Below are 18,758 nucleotides of genomic sequence, written 5' to 3'. Positions count from 1 at the left end.
TTTTGTATCTCTTTTTTAGGCTTATACATTTAATCCACCGGCCTATTAATATAAATAATTTCATGCTAAATTACCGCGGTGAATTGTTAAAATCATTGAAAAATAAAGGCTCTTTTCTAAAAGATTGTTGCAAAGAGTGAATTGGAGCGAAAGGTGCTTGACTCCTGCGGGATGTAGAGGAAAAGTCGAGACCCCACAGACGCGCAGCGTCGAGGAGGCTCGACTTCCTCCCCGCGGAAAGCAAGCAGCTGTAGCGGAAAGGAACGGTCCATTTGTTTACAAAAAACAACATTCTATACAAAAAGAGCCAAAATAAAAGACTGTCGAGAGTTTCTCGACAGTCTTTTATTTAATATCAATGGAGTGAAAATATTCACCCGCAGCACTTTTTAGTGTCTCTTCTAGCCCCTGTTCAAAGGCAACGATAAAACATGTTGCAGGGCCGGATGATTTTAAAACGTCCACATTACTATCAATCATTTCCTTTGTAAATTCTTTAGCAGGAAACATCTGGTTTAACTCTGATAGAATTCCTTTTGAACCGACTGGCCAAAGCATTGTATTTTCAAGTTTAGATACTTCCAGGAAAGTCGATAAAGGGACAACCTTTTCTGCAAGATTTATCACTTCTTTTCCAACTAACGGCATACCGACTACGGCGAATTTAATGTCTGTTGAAAATACTTTCTCAGTCTTTTTACCTAAAGATTTTTTCCCGATCACGACTACTCCAACAGCAGATTGTTCTAAATTAAAATTACTCTCTGTGCTTCCTGTGATTGGTATATTCCTTAGGTTTAATTCACCCAATCCTTTTTGAATACCATTTACGAGCTCGCTCCATGAACTATCCCCGCAAAAATTATGCAGCACAACTGAAACCAGCTCTCCGCCTGCTGCGATACATTCCATGGCTGCTACTCTAAATGAATAATAGGCGACGGTTTCGTAGGAGACCTGAACAAGATCATGTTCTTTCATCCCAATACCACCGCTATTATCACTCGCGATAATTAGCGATTCTTCATTATTTAAAGGGATTGTGATGATATCTCTCATAACTTTACTTCACCATTAATTATATCTTGCTTGACCAAGAATTTAAGCCGTGGGATCGCCGCCAAAGCAATGACCGTATTGATAACTGATCCGATTAATAATGACGGAAGTAGTGCAACATAAAATGCACTGCTCATTAAGAAAATAAATGGCAATGGGGCAGCAAATGCATTTGTTAAGATAAATAGAGTACTAGCAATAATCTTTTTATTTTTTTTATAAAGGACACCAAAAATATAGACAAGAAGTGCCATTTCAACTGCGATTAATGCATGCATAGGTCCCAATGGAAAACCTGCGATTAAGGCAGATAACAAATGCCCTAACGCACCAACAATGGCGCCTGCTCCACTGCCCAGCAAGGCAGCAGCCAGTAAAGCCGGAAATACATCTAAAGCTACACTGCCTACGATTGCCGGAATTTTTATACCAGCCCCAACTGCGGATAAAGCTGAAAACAATGCTAATAAAATGACACTTCTACTTTTCATCTTTACGTTTTCCATCCCTGAATACTTTTGCACTCCGAACATATTCTACGTCTTTTACATTGAGTCTAAAATTCACCACTCTTGCTAAGGCAAAGAAATAGTCAGAAAGGCGATTTAAATATTGCAATGCTAATTCAGGAGTTTTCTCATCGTTCTTCATTAAGGTTACAACTAATCTTTCTGCTCTTCTTGTCACTGTTCTTGCAATATGAATCGAAGCAGAGGGCTTCGTGCCGCCAGGCAGAATAAACCTTTCGAGCTCCGGAGCTTCTAGAATGTATTCATCTATTTTCTTTTCTAAGTAGTCAATGGCTTCTTTCTCCAGTTTAAACGCAACCTTATCGGAAATATTGGCAAGGTCTCCACCACAATCAAATAACTCATGCTGAATTTTCTCAAGATCAGCTAACACATCCTTAAAGATTACCTCATCCAGCTCCGTCATAACCTGCCCGACAAAACAATTTACTTCATCCACTGTTCCGTAGGCTTCCACGCGAATATCATCCTTGTCGACTCTTCCGCCAATAATACTTGTTTTTCCTTTGTCACCAGTTCTCGTATAAAGCTTCATTGCTCCTCATCCCCCGTTTGTTTAATAGTTTGATTTAATCCATACCAAATGACATCCACTTTATCTGCTTTTGCAGCAAGATCTTGATAGGCCCATCCTGTGACATCCCTCCATAATCTATTTTCGATCTCCACCGGGACAATTCCTTTTGTGATATCTGTACCAATTACCACAAGTTTTCGCTGAGGCTCTGCTTCTTCCCAGGTACGCCACTGATTTATGGTATCTATCCAAATTTCCCGGCTTTTGTTTGAATTATATGATTTGGTTGTCTCTTTCAACCAAATTTCGATTCCTTCTAAAACGAGCAAATCACTAGTAATATGGTTAAAGTCATCTGGCAGGGTTTTGACCTGATAAGCTGAGAGCCAGGTTCCAGTTAATCCGTATGTTTTCTTTACCCATTCTCTTTTGCCGTTAAAGGAACCTCCCGTAATAAAGTGCAACGTTCACCCCTCCTTAATGCTTCTCTTTCAAAAATAAGTTCATACCCTTGCTCATGCGGTGCCTGCCAAGACCAAAAATCATTTTTCCCAGGTGCAAATTTAGATAATAGATATCTTATCACCCCGCCATGTGTGATAATGGCACAGCGTTCGTTGTTACCTGAGAGAAATTCTCCAGTAAGTTTCTCCCAGCCCTTTTGAACCCTTTGTGTGAATTCCTCAAATGACTCTCCCCCTGGCGGACTATAAGATAGTGGATCGGAAAGCCAGCGTTGATAAAGAAGGAGTTCTTTTAGATCTTCATAGGTCTTTCCTTCCCATTGACCAAAATTCATTTCCCGTAATTGAGGCATTAGCTTCAGAGTATTAGTTGGAAACAGAATAGATGCGGTCTCTACACATCTTGGCAAATCACTTGAAAAATAGAGATCGTACCTGCTGTCCGTACTCAGATTCACAGAATTTGTGCATAAAGGGGAATCCCTCCAGCCTAAATAAGCTTTCCGTTTATTCTCCTCCGTTAAGCCATGGCGAAATAATGCAATAACCACACTGTCATCCATAAAAACAATTCAGTCCCTTCCACTGCAGCACCTAAAACATCTCCCGTAATCCCGCCAAACCAGCTAACTGCTTTCAAGCGGCATACTAGTAAACTAGCACAGGCAATTACGATTAAAATCGAAACAAGAAATAAGCCATTATTAATGAAAGATATAAGAACGAGTATGACTGAAATATAAATAGGATAAATCCATAATACCTTTATTGTTGCGGCACCTTGAAATAAAGAGCCTAGCCCCTCATTTTTAGCTGACTTTACCGTTAGCAGCAGGACCCCCATGACACATTTGCTCAAAAATGGGATAGCGGCAATCATCATGTATGTTAGTCCTTGTACATTTTCGGTAATCTCATATATAAAGAGAAAACGACAGCTTAATAAAATAATCACCGAGATTACACCAAACGCTCCCGTTCTTGGATCCTTCATGATCTCAAGCCTTTTTTCTTGATTCCCATATGAAAAATATGCATCGCTTGCATCCATCCAGCCGTCCAAGTGAATACCGCCTGTTAACAGAATACTCATGAGCCAAAGAAAGAAAGCAATTGCAAGAGTGGAAAAAGGCGTATATTCTGCCAATAAATAATATAGTGAGGTATAAATCCCCCCTTGGAGAAGTCCTGCTAAAGGGAAGGCTTGAACAGCACCTTTTAAATGCGGCTTATCCATTGGTAATTCCAAACGTATCGGAATGGCGGTGAAAAATTGCAGGTTTAGTAAGAAACCCTTTAGAAATTTCATTTTGAACACCACTTTTGGATGATGTCATTGAGTTTCTCAAAATTTAGGTGCCCTCTCATTTGACTGGCAATTTCATCATATCTTTTATCTTTGTGTTCACTTATATAAATAGTGTCTTTACTGTGCAGGTTTTTGCTTTTTCGAATCATGTTTAACCAATGATTTCTCCACTCATCATTATGAAAAAGATGATGCAGATACGTTCCAATAATTTGACCATTTTTGCCGTAATAGCCTTCTTCTTTTCCATTCTCAAGTGCTAGAAATGAACAGCCATGCTGATGCAGTATGGTTTTCCCTAAATGTATTTCATATCCTTCCAGCTTTCCGTTCGTAATCAAACCTGTATTTTCGTGGTAGTATCCTTCCGCTCTCACTGTTTCTTTTTCATCATAAAAAATAGTTCTGCCTGGAATCCAGCCCAGTCCTGCCACGCTTTTGTTCGGAATCCCTGTATCTGAACCCGTTTCATCAATGATTTCTTCACCCAGAATTTGATAGCCTCCACAAACACCTACAACATAGCCGCCATGTTCTATATGTTTTTGAATCTTGATATCTAATTGTCTATCTCTTAGCGTACTCAAATCATTGATGGTACTCTTAGTCCCTGGAATAATAACTGCGTCTGGATTTCCAAATTCAGATGCCTGTTTGACCCAGCGAATTGAAACATCCTCTTCATATAAAAATGGTTCAAGATCACTATAGTTCGAAACAAATGGAAGATGGATAACAGCAATATCCAGATTCCCTTTTTTCCTGTTTGAAAATTGATTGTTTAATGATAAAGAATCTTCCCCATCAATCATATGATTTTCTACATAAGGCAGTACACCTAATACAGGAATGCCCGTTTTCTTTTCCAGCCAATGAATCCCATCTTCAAATAAACTGATATCGCCGCGGAACTTATTAATAATAATGCCTGCGAATCTTTGGCTTTCTTCGGGCTCCAAAAGCTCTAAAGTACCAACTATACTCGCAAAAACGCCGCCTCTATCAATATCCGCCACTAGTATGACAGGTACATCCGCCAGCTCAGCTACCTTCATATTCACGAGTTCACGATCCTTGAGGTTGATTTCAACCGGACTCCCGGCACCTTCTATCACCACGAGTTCGTATTCATTTGATAAGTGTTTTAACGAATTCTGAATCACCTCAAGTCCCTTTTCGTAAAAGGTTTCTCGATAGCCTCTTCCGGAAAGCGTTTTTAACGACTTCCCTAAATAGACAATCTCAGAGTCCTGATTCGAGCGGGGTTTTAAAAGAATTGGATTCATCCATACAGCTGCCTCAATTTTAGCTGCTTCTGCCTGGATTCCCTGTGCTCGGCCAATTTCCTTTCCGTCTTTTGTCACATAAGAATTATTGGACATATTTTGAGACTTGAAGGGCACTACTTTTACACCATCATTGGCGAACATCCGGCAAAGTGCCGTCACAATTAGGCTTTTGCCAACATCAGATGCCGTCCCTTGAATCATTACGCCTTTCATATCCTACTTCCCTTCATGTTGACAGCCATTCCCGCTTCAACTAAAAATGCTTGGTCCGCAGCCTTCACCAAGTTCTGATGAATCTTTCCAAGAATTCGTCCATAAGAAAATACAAGATCATTTTCGGCCATTGACTCATAGAAAACTTCATTGCTAACAACCAGTAGAACTTTTGCTCTATCACGTATTTCAAGTATTCCTGACATAATACTTTCCAATGTCTGCTCTAAAAAGTGTTCATCCCATTTTTGCTTGGCTGAAAACAGCTCATTATTTAAAAGGGTCGTCACGCAATCGAGAAGAATTATATCTTCGTCGTTAAAAACACCCGCAATCTTCCCAATAGTATGTGACTGTTCAACTGTTCTCCATAGGTGATTTCCCGTTTCTCGATCACGCTGATGCTTTAAAATTCGTTCCTTCATTTCTTGATCGGATGCAACTCCCGTAGCTAAATAGTTTAATTGACCACCTTTTTTCAAAGCAATCTCTTCTGCTAATTTCTCTGCAAAGCTGCTTTTTCCGCTTCTAACTCCCCCAGAAATAAAGATTAATGAAGCTGCCGCCATTCCAGCAACACCTCCATTAATGCACTATTTTCTAGATTACTCTTTATCGCAAAGCGAAGCCAATTTCCTTCCAACCCCGGAAAGTTAAAAGTATGACGGGGAATGATCCCCTTGTGTAGCAGGAATTCAAACAGGCTAAACTGATCCGTGAGAAAGGGATCTCGTAACAAATAAAAATTCACTTGTGATGGTGTAATTTCAAAATTATTCTGGTAAAAAAATGCATGCAGCCTCTCCCGTTCTTCCAAAATATAGATTTGTGACTTCTTTATAAATTCTATATCTTGTAAACAAAGTTCGCCCGCCAATAAGGCAATGGTATTAATACTCCAATGCGGCTGCAATCTGCCTAGTTCAGCAATGATGTCTGGGTTCGCCGCCACATACCCTAAACGAAGTCCTGGAATGGCAAACATTTTTGTCATTGAACGGATAATCATCAAATTTCGGAACTTGTTTATGTAAGGAATAAAAGAATGATAATCTAGTAAAAAATCATAGAATGCTTCATCCAGAATTACGAAACAATTTTGTTTTTCACTTTCCTCAATTATAGAAAGAATAGTTGATACAGGATATTGAATACCAGTCGGATTATTAGGATTGCACAAGAATACTGCATCTACACTGTGTAAGCTTAGGCGTAACTCATCAATGCTTAGCGCAAAACTTGGCTCCTTTAATTGATGATAGTGAATTTCACAATAATTCGCACGACAAGCCTTTTCATATTCAGAAAAAGTTGGTTCCACCACTAGTACTTTCTTACCCGTAAGGAACCTTGCCACAAGTGTGATAAGTTCAGCTCCTCCATTTCCAATTAAGATGGAATCATTGGAAATTTGTTCGTTTTCTGATATCCTGCTCGTAAGTTTTTCAGCAAATGGATCTGGATACACGGTAATTTCCTGAAAAAGATCATTCCATTTCTTTTTTAAGACAGGAGGCGGGCCAAGAGGATTAATATTTGCGCTAAAATCTATATATTTCTCTGGGAGCTCAAGTCCCATGTATTTAAAAAGGTGCTGCGGATTTGATCCATGTGATGGCCATTTCAAGAATCATCCCTCCTATCCATAAAAATAGTAAAAATAAAAAGACTGTTTTATCTAAAATTTTATTAGCCAATAAGATATGACCCGCCCCAATGGGATGAAGAGGCTCTCCCATCTTTGCCCTGTTTGAAACTATTCCTTTGTAATAGTTGATACCGCCAAGCTGAATACCTAAAATCGCAGCGACCGCAGCTTCTCCCCAGCCGCTGTTTGGACTCGGATGCTTCCTGGCATCACGAAACATTATTTTCCATGCCCGTCGATATTCTATTAACATTGGCTTTGTTCCTGCTAACATTAGGATCCCAGTTATCCTGCTTGGAACCCAGTTCATTGCATCATCCCACTTCGCAGAAGCCCAGCCGAAATCTTTAAATCTCTCACTCATATAACCTACCATTGAATCACAGGTGTTAGTGGCCCGATAGACCATTGCCAGCGGAGCTCCCCCAACTAGGGCCCAAAACAATGGTGCTGTCACTCCGTCACTCGTATTTTCTGCAACCGTCTCGATTGCACCTCGTGCAATTTCACTTTCATTTAGCGTTTCCGTATCTCTGCCAACAATATAAGAAAGTTTGACCCGTGCTCCCGCCAAATCACCTTTTTCTAAGGGGCCATACACATCTAGAGAAGCTTCCTTTAAACTTCTTTGAGCAATGGCTGACGCAATAATCATACTTTCAACGACGATCCCAGCAATGGGATGAATCACATAACTAATTCCTACTAATACCATTACAATTAAAAATACTGTCATTAAAACAAAAAGGAGCATCGCCACCCCTTTTAATCTTTTACTTTTCCCATAATTTAAGCGTTTTTCAGAGAATGAAATCAGCGACCCTATCCATCTTACTGGATGGTGCCAATGGGGTGGATCTCCTACTACCTTATCAATGAAATAAGCCATCGTAATGGCTAATAAATGGTATACAATCATACTTTTTTCCTTTTTTGAGATTTTTGGATACCCTCAGTTGTGCATTCATATACGGCTTTTCCAATTAGTTTGCCTAAGGGAGTAATCGTCCCCGCATATTCTAAAGGCTCACCAGTCTGGGTAGCAGCAATTAAAATACTATCCGTCGAAGTACCAGTTGCAATGGTGCCTGTCACTCCATCGATAACATTTAAATCATGCAGCGCTTTCGCTTTTGCTTCCGTTGCAGTCATAATACATTGAATAAATGCTTCCTCCGTTAATTCACCATTAACGAAAATCCAGGTATTGATGGTGCCAGGCACCGTTTCAAAAGTATGCTGTTCACTTTTGGAAGCGTCTATGGCATTTCCAACGCCAGCGGTTACGACAACAAAGACTGAAAACCCATCCCCTTTGATATGCTTATAGGAAACATCTTCAAGGATGACTGCGGTCATCATTCCTACTGTTTCAGAAGGTTCAAAGCCATTTACTTTTAAAAAGTCTGCCATTTCCTTTCGATGATCGCTGCAGTTATAGTCCTTATCAACATGTCGATTAACGAAGGTATGATGCCATCCTGTTCCCGATCCTATTACTCCTGAGGACATTGTCCTTAATGGGGAAACTGAGTTTAACTCAATAAATTCCTTGGTCACACATAACATCGACTCATCGATATGGTTTACTTTCCTATCCTGCTTCACCTTCGGTAATAGCACCATTTGTGGTGCTGCTACTTTGGGGTGGGGATGCTTCTGGATTTCAGTATGATAAACATCACGAATTCTTTCTTCTCTAAGGACTTCGTTCGGGATATGGTTTATATTAATGGTGCCATTTTCGAGCAGCAGCAATCGATCACAGTATAAGCCTGCAAGATTTAAATCATGGAAAATTGATAGTACCGTCAAACCTGTTTCTGTTGTCCAGTTTTTTAATAAATCCAGCAATTCCTTTTGATAAGATAAATCTAAATGATTGGTTGGTTCATCTAAAAGGAGGATTTCAGGCTCCTGGGCAAGTGCTTGAGCTAAAAATACTCTTTGTTTTTCTCCGCCGGATAGCTCTTGAATACTTTTATTTTGAAAGGCTGCTACACCTGTCTGCTTCATGACACGCTGGACAATCCTTTCATCGTTTTCTCCCCAGGTCTGAAACCAGCCTGTTTGATGAGCATAACGACCAAGAGAAACGGTTTCTTTCACTGTATAGGAAAAAGATTGTGAAGAATGCTGAGACAAAACGGCTATAATTTGAGCAAGCTGTTTTGTGTTATATTCTAGAAGCCTCTTACCTTTTATGAAAATATCACCTTCCGAAATCGGTAAAATTCCACTTATCATTTTTAACAAAGTCGTTTTACCGCTTCCATTCGGCCCCAATATACCAAACATTTCACCCGTTTGGACTTCAAAGGATATATTCTTTATTACACTTTCATCTGTGTATCCGCCTGAAACATGTTGAACGCTTAGCATCCTTATCCACTTCTTTCCATCCTCTTTCGTTGTAAAAGGATTAATGCAAAAACGGGTGCTCCGATTAACGCAGTGATTACTCCGATCGGTAATTCCGTTGGTGAAATAATCGTTCTTGAAATTAAATCTGCTAAAATTAAAAATCCACTTCCTGTAATAATCGATAAAGGGAGAAGATGTCTATGATCTGGCCCCCATAATAATCTTGAAAGGTGTGGAATTACGAGCCCAACAAAACCAATCGTTCCTGATACGGCAACTGCAGCTCCGGTTAAAATCGATCCTGCTGTTAAAATCATCAGTTTTCTTTTTTGAACATTCACCCCTAAATGGCGGGCACGTTCTTCCCCAAAAGACATGGCATTTAATTCCTTAGTATTAAACATAAGGATGACTGACCCCAGGACAAAGAAAGGTAAAATAATTTTTATGTATTCCCAGCCTCTCATCGATACACTTCCCAAAAGCCAGCCGATAATCTGCCTAAGCTCATCACCTGTTAAAGCAATCATTAAAGAAATAATCGCACCGAGAAAGGAACTAAAGATGATTCCGGTTAATATAATCGTTTCCACTCTCATCGAACGTTCAATTTTCCTTGCGAATGTCAGCACTAAAAAAATAGTAACCCACGAAAACAAAATGCTGAGTAAGGGCAAGGTAAAGCTTCCGATAATAGGGATCGATAAATTAAAAAATAAAGTGACTACCGCCCCGACAGAAGCACCTGATGAAACACCTAACGTATAGGGATCTGCTAATGGATTTCTTAATAGTCCTTGAAAAGCTGCTCCAGCAATAGCTAGCGATGCTCCCACTAAACCAGCGAGAATAACCCTGGGTAACCGAATATTCAAAACGATACTCGAAAACATGGGATCGATTTGATCAAAGGAAAATCCAAATAGCTTTGAAATAATGATTTGGATGATGGTAAAGATAGGAACCGAAACGGCCCCTATTGAAATTCCTAATAATATAGAGAGAATAAGGAAGCTTCCTGCTATTACATAGGCTGCTGCTTTGTTATTTAAAAGTTTGCGGATAGACAGCCTTTGCAAGATCCTCTACTCCTTCAACAATCCTTGGGCCAGATCGTGTTACTCTGTCAGAATCTACATCAATTACCTGTTTTTTCTTAATGGCATTGACATTTTCCCAGCCTTGTCTGCTTAACACTTGTTCTGCTGCATTTTCTGTATAAAAGCCATATGTAGTTATGATGACATCTGGATTTCGATCAATTATTGCTTCTTGATCCATTTGAACCCAGCCTTCTTGATCACCTGCAATATTTTCAGCATTTATTATACTAATCATCTGATCCATAAATGTATTTTTTCCTGTTGTAAACACTTCAGGTGCAGGTGATACTTCTACAAATACTTTTTTCTTTTCTTTTATTTCTGCAGCCTTAGCTTTAATATCTGCTAATTTATTCTTCATTCCTGTAACAACTTCTTCAGCCTTTTTGGTTTCACCGGTAGCTTTGCCAATCATCATGATCGTATCAAATACCTGATCAAAATTAAGAGCATCATGAATAACTAAAACCGTTATTCCAGCATCTCTAAGCTGTTGAAGTCCTTCTTTCGTGTTATCAGCAGTAGATTCATGTGCCAATACTAGGTTAGGTTGTAAAGAAATAATCTTTTCGATATTCAGTTCCATGTCACCTATTTTTTCTTTTGAAGTGACTTCTTCGGGAAAGTTGTCAAAGTTAGATACACCTACAATTTCTTCTTCAAGTCCTAGTGCAAAAGCAATCTCTGTATTACTGGGAATTACAGACACGATCTTTTCAGGTTTTTCCTCAATCGTAACATCATTATCTAATGCATCTTTAATGGTTACAGGAAAAGCCGTTTCTTCACCCTTTTGCTCAGTGCTGCTATTTGCTTCATCCTTTACAGGCTCTTTCTGTTCACCACATGCTGCCAGTGCAATTATGGTTAGAAATAGAATTAAGAATAATGTTGATAATTTTTTCATTTTTCTCCCCCTGAATGACTTGGTGTCTAATACTTCATAAAAACTACGCCCAAACAAATAAAACACCTCTACGATAAACGTAGAGATGTTGGTTATGATTAGATTCCATTATAAAAATGACTCTAGTCGTCCACACCTCCCTATCCTCGTAGGTACTTTTTGGGGCACATAAAATAGGCAGGTTTCCTGGCTCATGGTCATTGCTTCCTGCGTCTTCCCATCAATTGACAGTGACATCTTGCAGGTTGCTCCCATTTACAGTGGCGGGACCGCGCTGGCTTTTAACCAAACTTCCCTTTTAAGCTAAAAATCTTTATTTATAGATTTTCAGCACCTATTCTTCAAATATTTTTTATGATAAGACTATTATATCGGATAGGAAATTAAAATGGTTCATTTTTCGCAAATTTCTCCAAAAAAATGTTCTATCTTTCCATATTTCGGCATAAATTCGCCATTTCGATTGCTCCAGCAGCTACATCCCAGCCCTTATTTCCTGCTTTTGTTCCTGCACGTTCAATGGCCTGTTCAATTGAATCGGTGGTTAATACTCCAAAAATAACAGGAATACCTGTATCTAAATTGATTTTTGATACACCTTTGGCTACTTCATTACACACATAATCAAAATGTGGAGTGGAACCGCGGATTACTGTACCTAATGTAATCACCGCATCATATTTTTTACTGGTTGCCATTTTTTGAGCGATTAAAGGGATTTCAAATGCTCCTGGCACCCAAGCGATGTCGACATCTGATTCACTAACACCATGTCTTTTTAGTGCATCCTGTGCACCGCTAAGCAATTTGCTGGTGATAAATTCGTTAAAACGGCCAACAACAATTCCAATCTTTAAACCTGAGCCTACTAAATTACCTTCATAAAAATTACTCATTATAATACCTCCATAAATTTAAGTGTAAAAGATTTTTATTATTTATTTTACTTTTTCATCGAGTAGTTCCATTTGCAATGGGACGGTTTCGACGACTTCTAGGTCGTAGCCTTTGATTCCTTTTATTTTCCGCGGGTTGTTGGTTAATAGTTTCATTTTACTTATTCCTAGATCCTTTAGGATTTGAGCACCAATCCCAAATTCTCGGAGTTCTTCTCCATTTTCTTCAACAGCGTTTTGCTCATCTTCTTGTACCTTGTATGAACGCAATTTATTTACTAACCCATTGCCATTCTGACGCATATAGAGGAGAACTCCGTTTCCTTCTCGTTCAATTTGACTTAATGCTGCATGCAGCTGCGGGCGGCATTCACAGCGGTAAGAACCGAAAACATCACCGGTCAGGCACTCGGAATGAACCCGAACAAGGGTAGGATTTTCAGGGTTTATTTCCCCTTTTATTAATGCTATATGCTCTTTACCATCAATGACGTTTGAATACCCTGCAGCCCTAAATTCACCAAATTCCGTTGGTAAATTGATTTCGACTTCGCGTTTGACTAACTTGTCCTTTTTATTGCGGTATTCAATCAAGTCTTTAATGGTAATCAATTTGACGTTTAGTTCATTGGCAATTTTGCGCAGCTCCGGAACACGTGCCATTGTTCCATCTTCATTCATGATTTCGCAAATGACTCCTGCAGGTTTAGACCCGCACAATCTTGCCAAATCTACTGCCGCCTCAGTGTGCCCAGTTCTCCTCAAAACTCCACCTTTTTTGGCCACTAAAGGAAAAATATGACCTGGCCGCTTGAAGTCAGAAGGCTTCGATTCCGGATCAAGCATGCTCAATACGGTTGCAGAACGCTCAAAGGCAGAAATTCCTGTGGTTGAATGCTTATGGTCAATGCTGACCGTAAACGCCGTACCATGGACATCTGTATTAACTGCCACCATTGGGAAAAGATCTAATTTCTGTGCTAACTCCTCGTCAACGGGAACGCAGATTAACCCTCTCCCATGAGTAGCCATTAGATTGATTACTTCAGGTGTAGCCTTTTCAGCTAAGGAAATAAAATCACCTTCATTTTCTCTGTCCTCATCGTCACAAACAATGATGACTTTGCCTTCTTTTAAATCTTTCAATGCTGCTTCAATAGTATCAAACAATGCTAATCTCCCCTTTCCAAAAGTGTTGTTATGTAGCTATAGGAAACCATTCTCTTCTAAAAAACTTGCACTAATACCGGATGGACTCTTACTTTTATGATTATTTTGACTGCTCATTAGAAAATGCCCAACATACTTACCAATCATATCGCATTCTAAATTGACGATATCACCAGATTCTTTAAGACCAATAATACTTTCTGATAAAGTATGGGGAATCAGTGATAAAGTAAATGACTCATCCGTAACTCCAAATACTGTCAGGCTTGTACCATCAACGGCAACCGATCCTCTTTCAATGATGTACCTTAGTATTTCTGGCGGAGCTTCAATTTCGTAATAAACTGCATTTTCGATTTGCTTCTTACTTTTAATCACACCTGTTCCATCAATATGGCCTGAAACGAAGTGACCGCCAAATCTCCCTCCTGCTGCCATCGCTCTTTCAAGATTCACCTTGGCACCACGTTTCAGGGATTGTAAACTGGATGCTTTCACGGTTTCAGGCATCACATCAACTGTAAACTGATTGCCAGAAAAGCTTGTAACAGTAAGACAAACTCCGTTTACAGAGATACTGTCTCCAAGATGAACATCCTTGAGAATTTTTTTGGCATCAATTGTAAGAACAAATGATTCTCCGCTTCGCTGGATATTGGCTACTACTCCTAATTCTTCAATAATACCGGTAAACACCGCTTTGACCTCCTTTTCTATTTTTTGCAAAGCCTTGAGAAAATAATTCTTAATCTATACTCATAATAGAATAAAAAAGGACCCCGAAGAGATAACACTTCAGGGTCCTTGGAAAAGGCAATAAGAAAATAGGGCTTAAAAAAGGGTAAACTTCTCCCTTGGTTAAACCGGATTTTTTTCCTTCTCCCATCCAGACTTTAACTGTCGGCTCTGGATTTGCACCAGATCCACCGCTTAACTTTTACGTTAACCGGGTCACGGACTAAGAAGCTATATGCTTCATCACCGCCGGTTAGGAATTTCACCTGACCCCGAAGGAATATTCAATATGATTACCACAAGTATACAGAACTTTAATAAAAAATGCTAAAAAAAAAGAAGGAGAAGAAAAATTCTTCACCCGAAATAAACCTTAGCATGTAACTTTATAGCTTTTAACAGGCAGATAAAGTTCGAACTGCATATTATCTTCTTTATCAATATTATTTCCTTTTAGTATTTCTAAGCTCAAGGCATGATGGTCTAGGTCATAGCCATATTCCTGCATCCACACTAACATTTGTCGATACGTATTTTCTACTTCTTCTAGATTCCCCTTATGTGATGTACAAACATAATTTTTCCGAGGAATGGTAAATCCGACCATTCCCTCAGGGACATGCTCTAAATTTTCCACTGGTGTTGTAACATAATAGGTAAATTCTGTTTCCCTGCTATGAAAGGGAGCAATCAAAATAGAATCATTTGTTTGATTTGGTACCTCTATTAAACGTTCTTTTAACTCATCGAATAAATCGGGTATGGTGTCCAATTGAGAATAGGTGCCATTCCTCGAAATTCCAACCACCTTTATTTCATCTTTTTCAAGCACTTGGATTTTCATATTATCCCTCCACTAACTCTATTCATATATCTATTATTCTCACTTTAATTAAAGAATTCCTCCTAAATAGGTACAACATTGTGAATTCTTTGGAGCTCTTCTATTTTTTGAACAATTTTTTAAGAATTACATTTTCCCAAAGTTTCCACGGCATAAGGTTCTTGATAAAGATAGCAGCTTTAACTCCTTGCCCAATGGGGTATCTTAGGTCTGGGTTTTTCATGCCTGCAATCTCCGTTATTTTACGGGCCACTTCTTGCGGGCTGCCAAAGTTATTTTCGCCTTCTGAAATATAGTTTTCAATTTTCACCATGTAATCGTGATAGGGAGAGTCAGCATGCAATGAACCTGCAGCAACCTGCTTTCCTGTAGTCCAAATACTCGTTTTGTATGATCCTGGTTCAACTAAGACTACTTTTACACCAAATGGCTTCATTTCTAATCGCAGACTCTCACTCCAGCCTTCTATAGCATGCTTTGAGGCACTATAAGGTGACAGACCTGGAAAAGCAGTCTTCCCGCTAATACTGCTGATATTGATAATACACCCCTGCCCTCGTTTTCTCATTGAAGGCAAAAACGCCTTGGTGACAGCGAAAACCCCAAATACATTTGTTTCAAACTGTTTTCGATATTCATCCATCGATACTTCTTCTACAAAACCAGCACCCGCATATCCTGCATTATTAACTAGTACATCCACTTTCCCAAACTCCTCGATAACCCATGTTTGGAAGTCAAGGATTAATTTTTCATCTGTTACATCCAATTTATGTACGAAAATCTTGGACTCAACCCCATGTTTCGTTGCTTCCAGCAACAAGTTAGAGCTTTTACTATAATCTCTCATTCCCGCAATTACAGTAAAGCCTTCCTTAGCCAGCTCTATAGAAGTCATTAGTCCAAACCCGCTCGATGTTCCCGTTACTATAGCTATTTTGTTTTTCATATGTAAGTTTATCTCCTATTTGCATTAATAACATATGTAATTATCAATGTTTCTCTCCCATTGTTAATAAGAATAAGTTTATTATGGGAGAATTGAAAAAGCTGTCGAAATATACGATATTTTCTTAATAAATCAGAAAACAACAAAAGACTGTCAAATGAACAGTCTTTTGTTGTTATCGTATTTATTTTACTTCTTGCGGTATGGCTAAGCCTAGACCTTTTGCTACTCTTTCACCATACTCTGGGTCTGCTTTATAGAAGTGTTGGATTTGACGAAGCTTAATATCATCTCTCTCAACTGGCATCATTGAACCTACAACAGTTTCAATAAGACGTGTACGCTCTTCCTCTGACATTAAGCGGTACAGGTCACCAGCTTGTGTGTAATGATCATTATGATCATAAGTCACACTTTCTGCAACACCCGAAACTGGGAAAGCAGTCGTTTTCGCAACAGCTGCCTCTGTTGGACCCCCAAAGCTATTAGGTTCATAGTAAACTGACCGTCCGCCATTATTGTCAGAACGCATTTGACCATCACGTTGATAGTTATTTACTTCTACTTTTGGACGATTGATAGGAAGCAGATTATGATTTGCCCCTACACGATAGCGATGTGCATCGGAATAAGCAAATAATCGACCTTGCAGCATTTTATCAGGTGATGGTTCAATCCCAGGTACCAGCGTTCCTGGTGAGAATGCTGCCTGCTCTACTTCAGCAAAATAGTTCTCAGGATTACGATTTAAAACCATTTGGCCCACTTCAATTAATGGATAATCCTTGTGTGACCATACTTTGGTTACATCAAATGGATCAAAGCGATAAGTATTTGCGTCCTCTAAAGGCATGATTTGGACATAAAGCTTCCATTTAGGGAAGTCGCCATTTTCAATCGCATTAAATAAATCTTCTGTATGATAATCTGGATTCTCACCAGCAAGCTTAGCAGCTACGTCTTTTGACATATTTTTAACGCCTTGTTCTGTTTTAAAGTGATATTTCACCCAAACAGCTTCGCCTTCTTCGTTTACCCATTTAAAGGTATGGCTTCCATATCCGTTCATATGACGAAGGGTCGCAGGTATACCCCGGTCACCCATCAAGTACGTTACTTGGTGTAATGATTCTGGTGATAACGACCAGAAATCCCAAACCGCATTTGGATTTTTTAAATGTGTTCGCGGATCTCTTTTTTGTGTATGGATAAAGTCTGGAAATTTAATCGCATCTCTGATGAAGAAAATCGGCGTATTGTTTCCTACTAAATCATAATTTCCTTCTTCTGTATAAAACTTAACAGCAAAACCGCGTGGGTCCCTCACAGTATCAGCTGAGCCCAATTCTCCGGCTACAGTTGAGAATCGGATGAACATCGGTGTGGTTTTACCAGCACCATTAAATAGTTTTGCTTTTGTATATTTTGACATATCATTGGTAACTTCAAAATAGCCATGTGCTCCAGCACCTTTGGCATGAACAACCCTCTCAGGCACGCGTTCACGGTTAAAGTGTGCTAATTTCTCAAGCAAATGCACATCTTGGATTAATGCAGGTCCACGAGAACCAGCAGTCATTGAATTTTGATTATCTCCTACTGGTGCTCCATAGCTTGTTGTTAAATGTTTTTTCTCGTTACTCATTTAATCACCTCGTAAACTATTTAATTACTAACTTCCTAAATTATAATATAAATCTTATAAAAATCAATATTAAATTATAATAATTATTATATAGAACTATTTTTAATATAATTACAATTGATTATTAACACTTTTTTATTTTTGCTGTGTTAAAGATAACTGTTGATTTTAGAACATGTTGATTTGTGCGGAAGGCGCGAGACTCCTGCAGGAGGACGGGACAGGGGAGACCCCGCAGGCGCTTCAGCGTCGAGGAGGCTTCCCGAACCGCCTGCGGAAAGCGAAGCGCCTGGAGCACAAATCAACATCCCTTTTTAACACAGCCTTTAGAAATTTTTATTAAATTGTTAATTTGTTAAGAAATAGATTATACTGTATGTATCTTAGTACTTATTTTTCAGGAGGATTTCCTTATGTCAGAAAACAATCAAACCAATCAAAATGAAGAACCGAAAAAGAAGATGAGCTTGCAGGAAGCGATGAAGCAGCAGCTGGCAAATAAGAAAAACAAGGCTGCAGCTGCGAATAATACCCAGAGTGGTCTTCCTAATAGCCAGAAAATGAAGAGTCAGCAGACAAAAAAAGTGAGTAATACTCGAAGAAAAATGGGTGTTTAATGAACGGTCAGAATAGAAAAGACATCACTGCCGGTATCGAGGTCAATATTGTTCTCAAGGCTGACCAGAGAACCGGAAAACTTACAAGAGGCATAGTAAAGGATATTTTAACGAACTCCAGCTCCCACCCTCATGGGATCAAGGTTAGGTTAACGGATGGGCAAGTTGGCAGAGTTCAGGAAATATTGAATTCAAAACGCTAAAATATACGATAGGTATTAATTCTCTACAATAACCACATACTATTAGTAACCATTTTACTTATCACATATGGAACCTCCACATTTTGTGGAGGTTTTTTTAATCTATAGGAATGTGTTTGTCCTATGAGTGACCCGCACTCTCTGTTTTTACTGTTTCTGGGCTCTCATTGCCTTCATGAGAGACCATACGCTCTTCTTTTTACTGTTAACGGGCTCTCACGGCCCTCATGAGTGACCACTCTCTCTTCTTTTTACTCTTGACGGGCTCTCATGGCCCTCATGAGTGACCACTCTCT

The 18,758-nt window shown here is 39.2% G+C and carries 21 protein-coding genes and 2 riboswitches; of the genes, 2 read left to right on the top strand and 19 right to left on the bottom strand.

Going from position 1 to position 18,758, the window contains the following annotated elements; all coding sequences use genetic code 11:
- Positions 1-345: 345 nt before the first annotated feature.
- From H0184_RS15500 to katA, 19 genes are all read right to left on the bottom strand, one after another.
- Positions 346-1,059 (bottom strand): ATP-binding protein, encoded by a 714-nt coding sequence (locus tag H0184_RS15500; RefSeq protein ID WP_221826906.1) that lies wholly within the window; start codon positions 1,057-1,059, stop codon positions 346-348.
- Positions 1,056-1,550, bottom strand: coding sequence for an ECF transporter S component (locus tag H0184_RS15495; RefSeq protein ID WP_221826905.1), 495 nt, complete (start codon positions 1,548-1,550; stop codon positions 1,056-1,058). Before H0184_RS15495 ends, H0184_RS15500 begins: the two co-directional genes overlap by 4 nt.
- Complete coding sequence (locus tag H0184_RS15490) at positions 1,540-2,124, bottom strand: cob(I)yrinic acid a,c-diamide adenosyltransferase (protein ID WP_221826904.1); 585 nt, start codon at positions 2,122-2,124, stop codon at positions 1,540-1,542. The genes H0184_RS15495 and H0184_RS15490 overlap by 11 nt, the downstream gene beginning before the upstream one ends.
- On the bottom strand, positions 2,121-2,570 hold the full coding sequence (locus H0184_RS15485; protein ID WP_221826903.1) for a bifunctional adenosylcobinamide kinase/adenosylcobinamide-phosphate guanylyltransferase: 450 nt from the start codon (positions 2,568-2,570) through the stop codon (positions 2,121-2,123). The genes H0184_RS15490 and H0184_RS15485 overlap by 4 nt, the downstream gene beginning before the upstream one ends.
- On the bottom strand, positions 2,522-3,121 hold the full coding sequence (locus H0184_RS15480; RefSeq protein ID WP_313771772.1) for a histidine phosphatase family protein: 600 nt from the start codon (positions 3,119-3,121) through the stop codon (positions 2,522-2,524). Before H0184_RS15480 ends, H0184_RS15485 begins: the two co-directional genes overlap by 49 nt.
- On the bottom strand, positions 3,091-3,879 hold the full coding sequence (cobS, locus tag H0184_RS15475) for an adenosylcobinamide-GDP ribazoletransferase (protein WP_221826901.1): 789 nt from the start codon (positions 3,877-3,879) through the stop codon (positions 3,091-3,093). Before cobS ends, H0184_RS15480 begins: the two co-directional genes overlap by 31 nt.
- On the bottom strand, positions 3,876-5,381 hold the full coding sequence (locus H0184_RS15470; protein WP_221826900.1) for a cobyric acid synthase: 1,506 nt from the start codon (positions 5,379-5,381) through the stop codon (positions 3,876-3,878). The genes cobS and H0184_RS15470 overlap by 4 nt, the downstream gene beginning before the upstream one ends.
- On the bottom strand, positions 5,378-5,950 hold the full coding sequence (locus H0184_RS15465; RefSeq protein WP_221826899.1) for a bifunctional adenosylcobinamide kinase/adenosylcobinamide-phosphate guanylyltransferase: 573 nt from the start codon (positions 5,948-5,950) through the stop codon (positions 5,378-5,380). Before H0184_RS15465 ends, H0184_RS15470 begins: the two co-directional genes overlap by 4 nt.
- Complete coding sequence (cobD, locus tag H0184_RS15460; protein WP_221826898.1) at positions 5,932-7,008, bottom strand: threonine-phosphate decarboxylase CobD; 1,077 nt, start codon at positions 7,006-7,008, stop codon at positions 5,932-5,934. Before cobD ends, H0184_RS15465 begins: the two co-directional genes overlap by 19 nt.
- Positions 6,965-7,948, bottom strand: coding sequence for an adenosylcobinamide-phosphate synthase CbiB (gene cbiB, locus H0184_RS15455; RefSeq protein WP_221826897.1), 984 nt, complete (start codon positions 7,946-7,948; stop codon positions 6,965-6,967). The genes cobD and cbiB overlap by 44 nt, the downstream gene beginning before the upstream one ends.
- A complete protein-coding gene (locus H0184_RS15450) occupies positions 7,945-9,411 on the bottom strand; it encodes an adenosylcobinamide amidohydrolase (protein WP_221826896.1) in 1,467 nt (488 codons plus the stop codon). The genes cbiB and H0184_RS15450 overlap by 4 nt, the downstream gene beginning before the upstream one ends.
- A gap of 2 nt (positions 9,412-9,413) precedes the next feature.
- On the bottom strand, positions 9,414-10,472 hold the full coding sequence (locus tag H0184_RS15445; protein ID WP_221826895.1) for a FecCD family ABC transporter permease: 1,059 nt from the start codon (positions 10,470-10,472) through the stop codon (positions 9,414-9,416).
- Entirely contained in the window at positions 10,438-11,403 is a 966-nt protein-coding gene (locus tag H0184_RS15440; protein ID WP_221826894.1) for an ABC transporter substrate-binding protein, read from the bottom strand. The genes H0184_RS15445 and H0184_RS15440 overlap by 35 nt, the downstream gene beginning before the upstream one ends.
- Positions 11,404-11,562: 159 nt before the next feature.
- Positions 11,563-11,756, bottom strand: a riboswitch (cobalamin riboswitch).
- 72 nt (positions 11,757-11,828) lie between these two features.
- Positions 11,829-12,299, bottom strand: a complete 471-nt coding sequence (ribH, locus tag H0184_RS15435; RefSeq protein ID WP_221826893.1) for a 6,7-dimethyl-8-ribityllumazine synthase — start codon at positions 12,297-12,299, stop codon at positions 11,829-11,831.
- Positions 12,300-12,341: 42 nt separating this feature from the next.
- On the bottom strand, positions 12,342-13,469 hold the full coding sequence (locus tag H0184_RS15430) for a bifunctional 3,4-dihydroxy-2-butanone-4-phosphate synthase/GTP cyclohydrolase II (RefSeq protein ID WP_221826892.1): 1,128 nt from the start codon (positions 13,467-13,469) through the stop codon (positions 12,342-12,344).
- A 36-nt stretch (positions 13,470-13,505) separates the two neighbouring features.
- A complete protein-coding gene (ribE, locus tag H0184_RS15425; RefSeq protein ID WP_221826891.1) occupies positions 13,506-14,165 on the bottom strand; it encodes a riboflavin synthase in 660 nt (219 codons plus the stop codon).
- Between the two features lie 174 nt (positions 14,166-14,339).
- Positions 14,340-14,488: riboswitch (FMN riboswitch) on the bottom strand.
- 89 nt (positions 14,489-14,577) lie between these two features.
- Positions 14,578-15,048, bottom strand: coding sequence for a GyrI-like domain-containing protein (locus tag H0184_RS15420; RefSeq protein WP_221826890.1), 471 nt, complete (start codon positions 15,046-15,048; stop codon positions 14,578-14,580).
- A gap of 100 nt (positions 15,049-15,148) precedes the next feature.
- Positions 15,149-15,997 carry an oxidoreductase gene (locus tag H0184_RS15415; RefSeq protein WP_221826889.1) on the bottom strand — a complete coding sequence of 283 codons (849 nt, stop codon included), beginning with the start codon at positions 15,995-15,997 and terminating at the stop codon, positions 15,149-15,151.
- Between the two features lie 184 nt (positions 15,998-16,181).
- Entirely contained in the window at positions 16,182-17,642 is a 1,461-nt protein-coding gene (gene katA / locus H0184_RS15410; protein WP_221826888.1) for a catalase KatA, read from the bottom strand.
- A gap of 413 nt (positions 17,643-18,055) precedes the next feature.
- Here katA and H0184_RS15405 point away from each other — a divergent pair, with 413 nt between their 5' ends.
- On the top strand, positions 18,056-18,259 hold the full coding sequence (locus tag H0184_RS15405; protein ID WP_221826887.1) for a hypothetical protein: 204 nt from the start codon (positions 18,056-18,058) through the stop codon (positions 18,257-18,259).
- Positions 18,259-18,462 carry a YwbE family protein gene (locus tag H0184_RS15400; RefSeq protein ID WP_221826886.1) on the top strand — a complete coding sequence of 68 codons (204 nt, stop codon included), beginning with the start codon at positions 18,259-18,261 and terminating at the stop codon, positions 18,460-18,462. The genes H0184_RS15405 and H0184_RS15400 overlap by 1 nt, the downstream gene beginning before the upstream one ends.
- Positions 18,463-18,758: the final 296 nt, after the last annotated feature.

This window comes from Neobacillus niacini (assembly GCF_019749295.1).
GTDB classification, from domain to species: domain Bacteria; phylum Bacillota; class Bacilli; order Bacillales; family Cytobacillaceae; genus Neobacillus; species Neobacillus niacini_D.
The sequence above is the reverse complement of the archived record's forward strand: the minus strand, read 5'-3'. Positions and strand labels throughout refer to the sequence as shown.

What these genes read in the sequence shown, in the direction of transcription:
- H0184_RS15470 (WP_221826900.1), bottom strand. Translation starts at nt 5,381, where the DNA reads ATGAAAGGCGTAATGATTCAAGGGACGGCATCTGATGTTGGCAAAAGC.
- H0184_RS15415 (WP_221826889.1), bottom strand. Translation starts at nt 15,997, where the DNA reads ATGAAAAACAAAATAGCTATAGTAACGGGAACATCGAGCGGGTTTGGA.
- H0184_RS15420 (WP_221826890.1), bottom strand. Translation starts at nt 15,048, where the DNA reads ATGAAAATCCAAGTGCTTGAAAAAGATGAAATAAAGGTGGTTGGAATT.
- H0184_RS15490 (WP_221826904.1), bottom strand. Translation starts at nt 2,124, where the DNA reads ATGAAGCTTTATACGAGAACTGGTGACAAAGGAAAAACAAGTATTATT.
- cobS (WP_221826901.1), bottom strand. Translation starts at nt 3,879, where the DNA reads ATGAAATTTCTAAAGGGTTTCTTACTAAACCTGCAATTTTTCACCGCC.
- H0184_RS15405 (WP_221826887.1), top strand. Translation starts at nt 18,056, where the DNA reads ATGTCAGAAAACAATCAAACCAATCAAAATGAAGAACCGAAAAAGAAG.
- katA (WP_221826888.1), bottom strand. Translation starts at nt 17,642, where the DNA reads ATGAGTAACGAGAAAAAACATTTAACAACAAGCTATGGAGCACCAGTA.
- H0184_RS15450 (WP_221826896.1), bottom strand. Translation starts at nt 9,411, where the DNA reads ATGCTAAGCGTTCAACATGTTTCAGGCGGATACACAGATGAAAGTGTA.
- H0184_RS15465 (WP_221826899.1), bottom strand. Translation starts at nt 5,950, where the DNA reads ATGGCGGCAGCTTCATTAATCTTTATTTCTGGGGGAGTTAGAAGCGGA.
- ribH (WP_221826893.1), bottom strand. Translation starts at nt 12,299, where the DNA reads ATGAGTAATTTTTATGAAGGTAATTTAGTAGGCTCAGGTTTAAAGATT.
- cbiB (WP_221826897.1), bottom strand. Translation starts at nt 7,948, where the DNA reads ATGATTGTATACCATTTATTAGCCATTACGATGGCTTATTTCATTGAT.
- H0184_RS15495 (WP_221826905.1), bottom strand. Translation starts at nt 1,550, where the DNA reads ATGAAAAGTAGAAGTGTCATTTTATTAGCATTGTTTTCAGCTTTATCC.
- H0184_RS15500 (WP_221826906.1), bottom strand. Translation starts at nt 1,059, where the DNA reads ATGAGAGATATCATCACAATCCCTTTAAATAATGAAGAATCGCTAATT.
- H0184_RS15400 (WP_221826886.1), top strand. Translation starts at nt 18,259, where the DNA reads ATGAACGGTCAGAATAGAAAAGACATCACTGCCGGTATCGAGGTCAAT.
- H0184_RS15440 (WP_221826894.1), bottom strand. Translation starts at nt 11,403, where the DNA reads ATGAAAAAATTATCAACATTATTCTTAATTCTATTTCTAACCATAATT.